This is a genomic window from Cognaticolwellia aestuarii (assembly GCF_002000025.1).
GTDB lineage: Bacteria > Pseudomonadota > Gammaproteobacteria > Enterobacterales > Alteromonadaceae > Cognaticolwellia > Cognaticolwellia aestuarii.
On the sequence record NZ_MUZV01000009.1, the window covers coordinates 124318 to 136290 of the forward strand.

At 39.5% G+C, this 11973-nt stretch carries 13 protein-coding genes; 8 read left to right on the forward strand and 5 right to left on the reverse strand.

Annotated features, from left to right (window positions below):
- Positions 1–29: 29 nt before the first annotated feature.
- Positions 30–1271: an organoarsenical effux MFS transporter ArsJ gene (gene arsJ, locus B0169_RS14425; protein ID WP_077286999.1), complete on the forward strand. Its 1242-nt coding sequence runs from the start codon at positions 30–32 to the stop codon at positions 1269–1271.
- Positions 1272–1291: 20 nt separating this feature from the next.
- Here the strand turns inward: arsJ and B0169_RS14430 are convergent, their stop codons facing one another.
- Both B0169_RS14430 and B0169_RS14435 read right to left on the reverse strand, forming a co-directional pair.
- Entirely contained in the window at positions 1292–1921 is a 630-nt protein-coding gene (locus B0169_RS14430; protein WP_077287001.1) for a sulfotransferase, read from the reverse strand.
- A gap of 134 nt (positions 1922–2055) precedes the next feature.
- A complete protein-coding gene (locus tag B0169_RS14435) occupies positions 2056–2799 on the reverse strand; it encodes a substrate-binding periplasmic protein (protein ID WP_077287003.1) in 744 nt (247 codons plus the stop codon).
- Between the two features lie 310 nt (positions 2800–3109).
- Between B0169_RS14435 and B0169_RS14440 the strand changes: the two genes are divergently transcribed.
- The 6 genes from B0169_RS14440 to B0169_RS14465 all read left to right on the forward strand — a co-directional run bounded on the left by B0169_RS14440 (position 3110) and on the right by B0169_RS14465 (position 8370).
- Complete coding sequence (locus B0169_RS14440; protein WP_235838582.1) at positions 3110–3886, forward strand: DUF3450 domain-containing protein; 777 nt, start codon at positions 3110–3112, stop codon at positions 3884–3886.
- Between the two features lie 12 nt (positions 3887–3898).
- A complete protein-coding gene (locus B0169_RS14445) occupies positions 3899–5299 on the forward strand; it encodes a MotA/TolQ/ExbB proton channel family protein (RefSeq protein ID WP_143323559.1) in 1401 nt (466 codons plus the stop codon).
- A 3-nt stretch (positions 5300–5302) separates the two neighbouring features.
- On the forward strand, positions 5303–5830 hold the full coding sequence (locus B0169_RS14450; RefSeq protein ID WP_077287008.1) for a MotA/TolQ/ExbB proton channel family protein: 528 nt from the start codon (positions 5303–5305) through the stop codon (positions 5828–5830).
- An 81-nt stretch (positions 5831–5911) separates the two neighbouring features.
- Positions 5912–6325, forward strand: a complete 414-nt coding sequence (locus B0169_RS14455) for an ExbD/TolR family protein (RefSeq protein ID WP_077287011.1) — start codon at positions 5912–5914, stop codon at positions 6323–6325.
- Between the two features lie 122 nt (positions 6326–6447).
- Complete coding sequence (locus tag B0169_RS14460; RefSeq protein ID WP_412842143.1) at positions 6448–6993, forward strand: energy transducer TonB; 546 nt, start codon at positions 6448–6450, stop codon at positions 6991–6993.
- Between the two features lie 63 nt (positions 6994–7056).
- Positions 7057–8370, forward strand: a complete 1314-nt coding sequence (locus B0169_RS14465; RefSeq protein ID WP_143323560.1) for a tetratricopeptide repeat protein — start codon at positions 7057–7059, stop codon at positions 8368–8370.
- A 241-nt stretch (positions 8371–8611) separates the two neighbouring features.
- On the opposite strand, the gene can is transcribed toward B0169_RS14465, so the two are convergent.
- Together can and B0169_RS14475 are read right to left on the reverse strand one after the other, a co-directional pair.
- The gene (gene can / locus B0169_RS14470) at positions 8612–9214 is read right to left on the reverse strand and encodes a carbonate dehydratase (RefSeq protein WP_077287020.1); all 603 of its coding nucleotides are present in this window, start codon (positions 9212–9214) and stop codon (positions 8612–8614) included.
- A gap of 143 nt (positions 9215–9357) precedes the next feature.
- Positions 9358–9525, reverse strand: a complete 168-nt coding sequence (locus B0169_RS14475; protein WP_077287023.1) for a DUF2897 family protein — start codon at positions 9523–9525, stop codon at positions 9358–9360.
- A gap of 267 nt (positions 9526–9792) precedes the next feature.
- Here B0169_RS14475 and B0169_RS14480 point away from each other — a divergent pair, with 267 nt between their 5' ends.
- Positions 9793–10959 carry a methyl-accepting chemotaxis protein gene (locus tag B0169_RS14480; protein ID WP_077287026.1) on the forward strand — a complete coding sequence of 389 codons (1167 nt, stop codon included), beginning with the start codon at positions 9793–9795 and terminating at the stop codon, positions 10957–10959.
- Between the two features lie 89 nt (positions 10960–11048).
- Here B0169_RS14480 and B0169_RS14485 read toward each other — a convergent pair whose 3' ends face one another.
- Positions 11049–11840: a substrate-binding periplasmic protein gene (locus B0169_RS14485; protein WP_077287028.1), complete on the reverse strand. Its 792-nt coding sequence runs from the start codon at positions 11838–11840 to the stop codon at positions 11049–11051.
- Positions 11841–11973: the final 133 nt, after the last annotated feature.

Consider the following 11973-nt stretch of genomic DNA (forward strand, 5'->3'; position numbering starts at 1 on the left):
AAGTCGCCAACAAATAGCAGATATTATAGATGAAAACACTTAGCGGGTTACCCACTCAGGTAAAGCAGTATTTAATCATTACCGGCAATTATTGGGCATTCACCTTAACTGATGGTGCTTTGAGGATGTTGGTTGTGTTGTACTTCCATCAATTGGGTTATAGCCCGCTTAATATTGCATTACTGTTTATATTTTATGAAGTTTTTGGTGTTGTTACTAATTTAATTGGTGGTTGGCTTGGCGCTCGTTTAGGCTTAAATAAAACCATGAATATCGGTTTAGCACTCCAAGTGATGGCATTAGCTATGCTCTTGGTACCAAGTGATTTTTTGACTGTGTTTTATGTTATGGCTGCACAAGCTTTGTCTGGGGTTGCCAAAGATCTCAATAAAATGAGTGCGAAAAGTGCAATTAAACTGCTAGTACCGAGAGGTGAAAGTCATAAGCTATATCACTGGGTTGCTTTGCTTACTGGCTCTAAAAATACCTTAAAAGGTATCGGTTTTTTTCTTGGTGGCTTATTACTAACTTGGCTAGGGTTTGCGGGCGCAATTGCCGTGATGGTTATTATGTTGATCATGGTCTGGTTATTTAGCATGATAAAACTACAAGCGGATTTGGGTAAAGCGAAAAACAAGCCGAAATTTAATCATATTTTCTCAAAAAGCAGGGCAATTAATTTACTCTCTGCAGCCAGGTTGTTTTTGTTTGCCGCTCGAGATATTTGGTTTGTTATTGCCTTGCCTGTTTTTTTAGCGGCAGAGTTTTCTTGGTCGCATAGTTGGGTCAGTGGTTTTATTGCTGCCTGGATTGTGCTGTATGGTTTGATGCAAACGCTTGCACCTAAATTAACCCGAAAGCCTTCAGGTCAAGCACCGAGCAGCAAAGATGCGGCTAAGTGGGGGGCAATATTAGTGCTAGTGCCATTGGCTATGGCATTGCTTCTATACTACGGTGTAGCGGCTCAGTGGGTCATTATTATCGGTTTAATCGCCTTTGCGCTTTTATTTGCCATTAACTCTTCAGTACACAGTTTCTTGATTGTCGATATGGCTGATAAAGATGGTGTTTCACTTGATGTCGGTTTTTATTATATGGCCAATGCCTGTGGCCGATTACTCGGTACGGTATTATCTGGCTGGATCTTTCAGGTTTATGGCTTAGTTGTTTGTTTATTTATTTCAGCCATTTTTATTACTTTTGCGGTATTTTTTGCTGCGTTGATCAATCCCCTAAAAAAGCATACACCAGAGCAAACCCAATACCAGTAAAGTGAATGTTTAACTTTTGGTCAATAGGGTAACTTAGTGACTCTACCTTTATTGGTAGAGTCGACTTTTAAGGTGTTTTTGATATCTTTCCATGCGGTAACTTTACCGCCAACATTGAGCTTTGCAAAACTCACATTGTCGACTTTATTTTTATCAATATTTAAAAAATCGAGTAGTTCAGCGTAGCTGTGTTCGGCGCTAACATCTATTGCTAACAATTGGCTTGCACGGTTTTTAAAATACTGCTGCACTTGTTGCTCATGCTGCTGATAGCATTGCGTCAAAAACTCAAAGCTATTGATGTTATCCAAATTATAGGGTTTAAATGTTGCTTTATAACAGCGCTTTATTATCGGGTTAAAGCCGCCATCTTCACGTTCAAGGTTAATATGCATACGATTAAGTAACTGCTTAATCGAAGGTAACCATTTATCCATTGCTCTTGTTAAATAAATAAATTTCGCCTCAGGGTAAGCTTTATCTAAACGTTGATAATCACAAAATGCAGGTGTGTCGGCAATTACTTGTGCTTCGCTAAATGAGCGCTCGGTATAGGCGGTATGGGCGACCTTAAAGCCTAAGTCGAGCATGGCAGCACAGACACTTGTCGTACCGGTTCTAGGCAAGCCAATAATAAAAATTTTCTTCATGGTATGTGTAATACTTGTTAGCTAATAGGCATTGTATTATGCGTTGCAGGGCTGCATGTTCAAGCCGTATCTTTAACGCTGAAAAGATAGGTTTGTTGAGCGCCGATTTACAGCATCTGTTTAAGCATAATGGGTTATTGTTTTTGCTGACTATGCAGTACAGTTTTCTCAGCAGATTGAATTATTTTCGCTAATTGACGGTTATTTTTTAATTGCTTGATCATATTATCAACTTTATTCACTAGCGCTTGATGATCTTTATGGATGTAATGATAAAGCTCTAATTTCGCTAAAGGTCTGCTTTTGTTGATCTCATTTTCTAAGGATAATTTTTTTAACACTTCAATCCCGTCATGATAACTGGTTAGGGCTATATCGACATTACCTTGTTGCAATAACTTAAACATAGCTTCGGTTGAGGGACTATCGGACACTTTAATTAAATTATGGGTGATATTATTGGTATGCTTAACACCTCTCACGCGAGCAATTTTATAGCCAGCTAGATCGCTAGCATAGTTGATAGTAAGTTCACTTTCTTTACGCGTAAATGCTGTAGTAACTAGATGATAATAGGGCGTTGGTACCCGAATGAGGTTTGGATTTTCAGTACCGTAGGTCCAAATACGCATAATTTCACCGGCTTTTTGTCCTGAGTTTGCTTCATATTGCGCACGGTTACCGGAAAAAGAGCTGATATCTATATGCAGACCTAACTCTTGATATATTCGTGTTAACACGATTTTACCAATTTCTTGCTCAATCAGATGTTCAATGGCTGCAAAGTGATAATCTGCATGTGCTTTTGTGCTGACTTTTACAGCAGTGGCACTTGTAGCAGAAGCATACAACACCAACAAACAGCACATTAAGCGCATAGTTTTACCTAGAGTTTTTTCTTTATTATAGACTGAGTAAAGCAACAACCTCAACTATCGATAATAAAAGGGGGGGATTTAACCATACCTCACCTAAACTGACTTGAGCTGAACGACACCAAAGACTTTGAAGCTAAAGCTTAAACGATGAACACCTCGGTACAATTCTCTCATTTCATAAATCTGCAATATTTGTGAAACCCGATTGTCATATTGAAGCATTAAAATTTTGCCAAGTGATTAAGCTGCTGATGTTTTTTTAAACAACTTAGCACTTAATAATTCTCGCTTCTAAAAGGTTTTATGAACAATGAGACAAACTATTTTACCTCAATGTATGCAACTAGCATTAATCGCAGCAGCGATAGCGATGCCTGCATTTGCCCAAGACAGTCAATTAACCGATGTGGTAGCTGCGGGCCAAAAGATAAATCAATCGGCAAACCAATCACAACAAAAAGTCGACGCGATTAATAACAGTATTTTAACGAAACTTCAGCAGTTTAAAACCGTTAATAAAGAGCTTGATGGTTTAAATGTTTATAACAAGCAAATGAATAAACAAATTGAAAATCAACTAAAAGAGCTATCACAGCTTGATGTTTCAATGGAACAAGTCAGCATTATTGAGCGCCAAATATCGCCCTTGATGGCTAGAATGATCAGTACACTTGAAGAGTTTGTTGCGCTTGATATGCCATTCCTTGGCGCTGAACGTAGTGAACGTTTAGCTGGGTTGAAAGCCATGTTAGAGCGTGCAGATATTGCTGTATCTGAAAAATTTCGCCGTGTATTAGAGGCTTATCAGGTGGAAGTTGATTATGGGCGCACTATCGAAGCATATACCGGACTATTAACCGTAGAGGGTGTTGAACGTGATGTCGACTTTTTACGTATCGGCCGAGTGAGTTTGGTTTATCAAACGCGAGATGGTCAAAAGCTTGGTATGTGGCAACAATCTTCGCAATCTTGGCAACCGCTCTCTGGCGAATACCGTTTACCGGTAAATAAAGCCTTACGTATTGCCCGCAAGCAATTAGCCCCTGATTTAATCACTGTGCCTGTGGCACTGAACTCAGCTGAATAAGGAAGGATGAATATGATTTCGTTCAACAGAATAACTTTTATCAAGTCATCTCTACTATCAGTAGCGCTAAGTTCACTACTTGTCGTGATGCCAACGTTTGCACAAGAAACCAATAATTTAGATGAGCTATTGTCGCGTTTGAAGAATGGCCAGATAGCACAAACTAAACAAAATCAGGCTCGAGAAAAAGAATTTAATCAGAAAGTAAATCAGCAAGAGCGTTTACTCAAGCAAGCACAAAGTACCAGGGATCAAGCTATTGCTACGAGTACGCGTTTAGAAACTCAATTTCAAGATAATGAAATAAAGTTAGCTAATAAAACCGAGGCGTTAACCCGCCGTATGGGCGAGCTAAAGGAGTTGTTTGGGGTATTACAGCAAGTGGCGGGAGATACTAAAAGTAAGTTTCAAACATCAGTTGTTTCCGCGCAAATAGCCGGACGAGGTGAGTTTCTCGATGAACTGGCACAAAGTATGGGGTCATCATCTAAATTAGCCTCCATTGAAGAAATTGAGCGTTTATGGTTTGAACTACAGCGTGAAATGACTCAAAGCGGCAAAGTACACACTTTTACTCGTGACGTTGTTATGGCCAATGGTGAAAAGCAGCAAACACAAGTTACGCGAGTTGGCGGCTTTAACCTCATCGCAAATGGTAAATACCTTGAGTATATCGATGAAACAGGCTCTGTTGCCGAATTAATTCGCCAACCATCTGCTCGATACCTTAGTAGTGCTCAGGCATTAAGTTCGAGTAAGAATGAAGCGGTGCCTTTTGCGCTAGACCCAACCGGTGGTTCCATTTTAAGTTTACTTGTACAAGCTCCAGATACGCAAGAACGTATAGAGCAAGGCGGTCCGGTAGGTTATGTTATTTTAGCGATAGGTTTAGTTGGCTTGTTGATCGCACTTGAGCGTTTTGTAACTCTATTTTTGATTGGTGGCAAGGTAAGTCGTCAGTTAAAAAGTGATAAGGCTAATAGTGATAACCCATTAGGCCGAGTGATGTTAGTTAAAGAGCAGAACCCTAAAGCTGACACTGAAACGCTTGAGCTTAAATTATCAGAGTCTATTTTACGAGAAGTCCCGAAATTATCGAGTCGTTTGACACTGATTAAAATTATCTCCGTGGTGGCTCCTTTAATCGGTTTACTTGGTACAGTAACCGGTATGATCAACACCTTCCAGGCGATAACTCTATTTGGCACAGGTGATCCTAAATTGATGGCTGGTGGTATTTCACAAGCCTTGGTGACTACCGTATTAGGCTTGGTTGTTGCTATTCCTATGGTGTTTATTTTTACCTTGTTACATACCCGAAGTCGTTCAATTATCAATCTGCTTCAGCAACAAAGTGCCGGTATTATTGCAGAAAGAGCTGAATGGACGGAGCGCAACGAGCAAGGAGCATAAACCATGATTTGGTTTATCGAATTAATGAATACAATCGGTGAGTTTATTGACACCGGCGGTCAAGTATTAAGCGTTATTGCTGTTGTTATTGCGGTGATGTGGCTGTTAATTTTTGAACGTTTACTCTTTGTGTTTTGGGGCTATCGTCGTGTCAAAAAGCAGCTTAAAAATAATTGGCAAAGCCGAGATGAACAGCACTCATGGCATGCCGAGCAAATTCGCCTAGCGTTAATTGCTCGCGGTAGTGCCATGTTAAGCACCAACTTACCCTTGATTCAAAGTTTAGTGGTGTTATGCCCATTACTTGGTTTATTGGGAACCGTAACGGGAATGATTGAAGTATTTGACGTGATGGCAATTTCAGGCAGTGGTAATGCACGTTCGATGGCTTCAGGTGTTTCTCGTGCAACGATACCGACTATGGCTGGCATGGTGGGCTCACTATCTGGCGTATTTGCAGCAACCTGGCTGCAACGTAACGCTAAGCGGGAAACCGAGCTACTTGAAGATGCTATGGAAGTTGACCACTAATACTGAGCTTAGCTAACGGTCACTAGTTACCGTTAGCTAAGCAATTAGCAACATTGTACAAACTTTTATAAGAGAAAAATTATGCGTTCGCAATTAAATAAAGTATTACAAGAGCAGGAAGAAAGCGAAGAAATAAATATGACACCTATGCTGGATGTTGTCTTTATTCTTTTAATATTCTTTATCGTTACCGCTTCGTTTGTCAAAGAGGCGGGGATCGAAGTTAATCGACCTGAAGCCGCTACAGCAGTGAAAAAAGAACGGGCAAACATCTTAGTTGCCATCAGTGATAAAGGTGAAATTTGGATCAATAAGCGCCGAATTGATGTCCGCGCTGTGCAAGCCAATATAGAACGCTTAAAAGCGGAAAACCCACAAGGTACTGTGGTGATTCAAGCGGATAAAAAAGCGACCACAGATGTATTGATTAAAGTAATGGACTCAGCACGTGCTGCTGGTGTTTATGATGTTTCTATCGCGGCGCAAGAGGCATAGTTATGACAGCAGTAAATATGGCCAATGTCACATCGACACCGTCAGTATTTTTGCAAACCAGTAGTCGGTATTTGTTAGGTTTAATTTTGGCCGTTATCACAACGGTTGGCTTACTTTGGGGTATGCAAGCTTTGATTGCCGGAGGTAGTGAGGTTATGTCTGAGCCACCAAGAGGTAATGTACTTGACTTTATTCGCTTAAAAAAAGAACAACAAGTAGTAAAAAAAGAACGTAAGCCACAAAAGCCGGCAAAACCTAAAACGCCGCCACCGCCTTTGGCGCAACCTCAAATGGCGCAAGCTAACCCCAATGCTCAAGCGGTTGGCAGCAGTTTTAGTGCAGACATTGCACTTGATGGTGGTTTAAGTGGTGGGCTAAGTTTAGAAACGGGAGATGGTGATTACTTACCGATAGTGAAAGTCGCCCCTATTTATCCGCGACGTGCGCAGTCTCGTGGTATCGAGGGATTTGTTATTGTTGAGTTTACAGTGACCAAAACCGGTGCTGTCCGTGATGCCTTTGTCGTTAGTGCGGAGCCAGCGAATATATTTGACAGAGCCGCGTTAGATGCGGCCCTAAAGTTCAAATATAAACCACGTGTTGTTGATGGAGTCGCAATGGAAGTAGCCGGTGTACAGAATAAAATATCGTTTGCCATCGATGGCTAGCCATCTAACTTGCCAACGAAAGCATAACAATGAATTTACAAAAGAGGAGCGCAGAACATGCTAATGAAAAAAATAGCTGTAACCTTATTAAGTGCAGGATTTTTATCTAGTATTGCGGGAATTAACTTCGCTTACGGGCAAGTTATTGATAGCCCAGCAAAGACCCAAGCGGCGAAAGTGGCCAACAAGCGTACCGCTAAAAAAGTGCCAGCTATGCGTAATCGAGTTTATAGCCAACTGGCTCGCGCCCAAAAGTTGGCTGATGAAGGGGTTAAAATTGCCGGTTTTGAGGTGCTAGATGAAGTAAAAGAGCGTATCGATAGTTTAAACAGCTATGAGCGCGCCATGCTCTGGAACTTTTACGCTTTTATGTATTACGGTAACGATGATATTAGCTCGGCGATTGAACATTTTGAGTTAGTTATAAAAGAGCAAGCAATTCCAGATTCTTTATATTTATCTACGCTTTACTCTCTAGCACAGCTATCAATGCAACAGCAGGATTACCCACAAGCATTAACCTATTTACAACAATGGCAAGCGAATAACAGCAAAGCGTTAACCGCTTCACAGCATATTATGTTTGCGCAAATATATTACCAAGACAAACAGTTTGAGAAGGTGATAAAAGCCGTTAAGCAAGCGATCTCGCTCGCAGAGCAAAGCAATGCAACGGTGAAGGAGAATTGGCTGATTTTACAACGTGCAAGTTACTATGAGCTAAAGCAGCCTTTGCAAGTAGTTAAAGTGATTGAACAACTTGTTCGACTTTACGATAAACCTGAATATTGGCTACAGTTGGCTGGCATGTATGGCGAACTAGGGCAAGAAGATAAGCAATTAGCCGTCATGGAAGCCGCTTGGCAAGCAGGTCATATCAGCAAAGAAAGTGATGTAATGACATTGGCGCAGCTGTACCGCTTTCATCAAGTACCTTATAAAGCTGCGGTTTTATTGGAGCAAGCAATCGCTAACGGAACTGTTGTTGCCAGTGAAAAAAGCTTAGCAGCGTTAGCTCAAGCTTATGTTGCAGCCAAAGAAGATGAAAAAGCCTTACCCATTTTAACCCAAGCTGCCGAAATTGCAGACACGGGCAAGTTTGATATGCAACTTGCGCAAGCTTATTTAAATTTAGAGCGTTGGCAAGAGGCGATAACGTCGGCCAATAAAGCCTTGTTACGCGGCGGAATTAGCCGAGAAGGTGACATGTATTTAGTGATCGGTATGGCAAAATTTAACTTGCAAGCTTTTGATGATGCACTAATTGCTTTTACTCAAGCGCAGAAAATTCCCCAATCAGCAAAAACAGCAAAGCAATGGTTTCATTATGTTGAGCGCGAACAAGGGCAACATGAGCGTTTAGCGATGCTCAACTAATTTACCTTTGACATCACAATGTAAATTTATAACGGGCTTGATAAAATTAAAGGCGTAACTGAGTAAATCAGTTACGCCTTTTTAGATGTCCATATCAGCTCAGCTAAGTTGTTGCATGGCTAATGATACGATAGCTATGCTAGATGAGTAATAGCAAAAGCGGGCTCGATCAAGTGCGGATAAATTTTACTTAATATTTGCCCTTTGATGCACTATCGGCCTGTTTAAGCCTAGCGCAAGGTTACTTGTTGCTACCAACAGAAACATTTAAGTCTTTTAAAATACCGTCATGCAAATTATAAACAAAACCATGAACCGTAATATCTTGTTTTATTTTCCAAGCATTCTTTAAAATAGTGGTATTACACACATTGGCAACTTGCTCTATAACATTCAGTTCACATAATAGTTTTAAGCGAGCTGTTTTATCTTCCACAGCATCTAAGCGGGCTTTATGAAACCGGTAAACGTCTTTTATATGATGTAGCCAGTTGTCAATGAGGCCGTGGCTTTTGTCATCTAAAGAGGCAATAACACCGCCGCAACCATAGTGACCACAGACAATAATATGCTTAATTTTCAATACATCGACAGCGAACTGGATCACAGAAAGGCAATTGAGATCGGTATGGATCACTTGATTAGCAATATTGCGATGAACAAAGACTTCACCCGGTTGCATGCCAAGTAGCTCGTTAGCAGGTACGCGAGAATCTGAGCAACCAATCCAGAGGTATTCAGGGTTTTGTTGTTCTGATAAATGTTTGAAAAAATTAGGATCTTCTTGCTTTATCTTATCAGCCCATTGCTGATTATTATCAAATAAGTGCTGTATTGAGCTCATGAAGGAAACAACTTAGAAAAATATACAGTGATTTTAGGTTGTTATACCAACAAGTAAAGAAAAAACTGGTCTAATGATTAGCAAATAATGCAGTTTGTTACCGGCACATCTGACAGATACTACTAAGGCCTGCGCCCGTTGATTTATTCTTGTTCCTTATCTTTTTCTAGTTGCTGAGCTTTTCGACGCTCAACTTTGTCTTGCTGCGCTTTGGATAATTCAAATTTACTCGCTGATTGTTTTATTAATAAGATGCCGGCGATAACTGAACCTGTGGCGATAATAATGATTAATACAGTGGTGAAAGTCATATGCTTATCCTAAGAATATTAAATGAATAATTTCTAACCCTTTGCTGGTTTATTTTATGAATATTAAAAACAGATAGTAAAGTAACACAATTGCATGTAATTTATTTGTAAACTTAGTAAGGGTATGATGTTGTTGATAGTATTAATCAACTGATATTGTAAACCCTATTAACAATAACAATAACAATAATTTAGTGATGATGACTTTTTATGTGTCGCTTATTGCCCGCATAACATGGAACTGTTACTTAGTATTTGGAATAAATAATGTTAAATCGACTCAGTATTAAATTATTAGCACCGACCTTGTTCATTGGCATACTTAGCATGATTGCTATAGCGCTATTCTTTGATAGTTTTAGTAAAACAACAACGTTGACCTTAGTATTTTTGACGGTGATTACGCAGCTAGTGATAGGTTATTTATATACCGAAAACAAGCTTACTCAGCGGTTAGTGTTGCTACAAAAATTTATTGATCAGGTGGTCAGTGTTGATGAAGCACCAAGTAAGTTAGCCCGAGATAATCACCATGATGATTTGGCGAAAATAACCAATGATTTATCAAGTTTTATTGTTAATTTAGCTGATGTAATTCGGGATATTCGTAATGAATCCGAAACATTAAAACAAGGCTCTGCCTCCTTAACTATTCAAATGAATGACTCAGTTGCTAGCGTTGATGAATCTGCTAGCCAAATTGAGCAAATGGCTAACTCGATTGACCAAGTTGCTTTAACATCAGCGACACTCTCAGACAGTACCATGCAAGTCAGCGAAACGACCAGCCAAGTACTCGCCATCTTGACGCAAGGAACCCATGCTTCAAATACCAGTCAACATAGCGTTGAAAACTTTGCTAATGAAGTAACGACAATGGCCGCTGATTTAGCATTGTTACAAGAAGAATGTTCACGAATTGGCTCAGTACTAGAGGTCATTCGAGGTATCGCCGATCAAACCAACTTATTGGCGCTAAACGCAGCGATTGAAGCTGCGCGAGCCGGAGAGCAAGGCCGAGGTTTTGCTGTTGTTGCTGATGAAGTGAGAGCTTTAGCCCACCGAACACAAGAGTCAACGGTTGAAATACATGCAATGGTTGAAGGATTACAAGAAAAGTCGACTAATGCGGTTAATGCTATCAATCGTGGTCAAAGTTTATCACAAGAGAGCTTAACTCACTCAGAGCAGGTGGTTGATGCACTACAACAAATTGGCAGAGTTTTTTCTGAAGTTGACACTTTAACCTCGCAGATAGCTCAAGGAACGAATGAGCAACAGCAATCAACGGCGTCAATAAACGATAATATGTCTAAAGTGGTTAAACTAAGTCGAGATCTTAATTGTAGCTTATTATCCGTTGCAGAGTTGGCTGAATTACAGCAAAAAACAGCGGTTGACGTTGATACAACATTAAATCGAGTTTGCGTATAAAGCTTTATTATTGTTAAGTGAGTAGTGTTAACTAAATGTTTTAGCTCAATAGCGTTAGTTCAGTCGCGCTGATTTTTATACCATAAAAATCAGCGATAATATTCAGGATAATTTAATTTAAATTCATGGATGATTTGCTTAAATTCGCCGTTTTCATACATAGTTTTTGATAATTTGGCAAACTCTGGCGCGAGATGGGCGAATTTAGATTTTTTTGATAGCGCGGTAAATAATAACGCATGATTATCTAATTTAACTTTAATTTCTTCAATATTTTGATTTTCTTTAGCTTGGTTTTTTATTTTATTCAGATATAAGAAGTTAGTTGAAATAAACACATCAACTTTGCCTGCCGCTAATACCCGAATAGCAGCGTCGAGATCACTGACATAGACCTTTTCAAAAAAACCATCAGGAGCATTATCAAATTGTTTAAATTGTTTAATGTCTCTTATCACAGCTATTTTTAAGCCTTTGAGGTCAGCGAAACTACTGATTTTCAGGTTCTTATCATTTACGTAGAATGATTTTTTATTCAATGAGCTATAAGCAAATAAGTGTGCAAATTCTCGGCGCTCTGGCGCATCTAATAACCCCGACATAATATCGACTTTACCTGCTTCTAACATTGCTAAACAACGCCAAAAAGTATTGTTTTCGGTATGCTGAATAGTAAAGCCCTGTTGCTTGAAAAAATAATGGGTTACAGCAATATTTTCACCAATAGGATTTTTACCTGGGGCTACCACTTGATAGGGAGGATAATGAGAAACACACATAGTCAGTTGTTTATTTTCATTATTGTTATCATTAATAGGTAAATTATTCGCTTGCGCTAAGCAAGATACAATGTATAAACCTAAGATGAGTATTTTTAACAACAGTGCACCTGTAAAGCGATAAAGAACTAATCTTCCTAGCGTAAAATAAATAACTAGACAAGTAAATACAATAAAGTAAAGCGTTATAGGCTTTGCACTATGTTCATTGTACTGTCAGGCTCACATGACGCTA

What these genes read in the sequence shown, in the direction of transcription:
- arsJ (WP_077286999.1), top strand. Translation starts at nt 30, where the DNA reads ATGAAAACACTTAGCGGGTTACCCACTCAGGTAAAGCAGTATTTAATC.
- B0169_RS14430 (WP_077287001.1), bottom strand. Translation starts at nt 1,921, where the DNA reads ATGAAGAAAATTTTTATTATTGGCTTGCCTAGAACCGGTACGACAAGT.
- B0169_RS14435 (WP_077287003.1), bottom strand. Translation starts at nt 2,799, where the DNA reads ATGCGCTTAATGTGCTGTTTGTTGGTGTTGTATGCTTCTGCTACAAGT.
- B0169_RS14440 (WP_235838582.1), top strand. Translation starts at nt 3,110, where the DNA reads ATGAGACAAACTATTTTACCTCAATGTATGCAACTAGCATTAATCGCA.
- B0169_RS14445 (WP_143323559.1), top strand. Translation starts at nt 3,899, where the DNA reads ATGATTTCGTTCAACAGAATAACTTTTATCAAGTCATCTCTACTATCA.
- B0169_RS14450 (WP_077287008.1), top strand. Translation starts at nt 5,303, where the DNA reads ATGATTTGGTTTATCGAATTAATGAATACAATCGGTGAGTTTATTGAC.
- B0169_RS14455 (WP_077287011.1), top strand. Translation starts at nt 5,912, where the DNA reads ATGCGTTCGCAATTAAATAAAGTATTACAAGAGCAGGAAGAAAGCGAA.
- B0169_RS14460 (WP_412842143.1), top strand. Translation starts at nt 6,448, where the DNA reads ATGCAAGCTTTGATTGCCGGAGGTAGTGAGGTTATGTCTGAGCCACCA.
- B0169_RS14465 (WP_143323560.1), top strand. Translation starts at nt 7,057, where the DNA reads ATGAAAAAAATAGCTGTAACCTTATTAAGTGCAGGATTTTTATCTAGT.
- can (WP_077287020.1), bottom strand. Translation starts at nt 9,214, where the DNA reads ATGAGCTCAATACAGCACTTATTTGATAATAATCAGCAATGGGCTGAT.
- B0169_RS14475 (WP_077287023.1), bottom strand. Translation starts at nt 9,525, where the DNA reads ATGACTTTCACCACTGTATTAATCATTATTATCGCCACAGGTTCAGTT.
- B0169_RS14480 (WP_077287026.1), top strand. Translation starts at nt 9,793, where the DNA reads ATGTTAAATCGACTCAGTATTAAATTATTAGCACCGACCTTGTTCATT.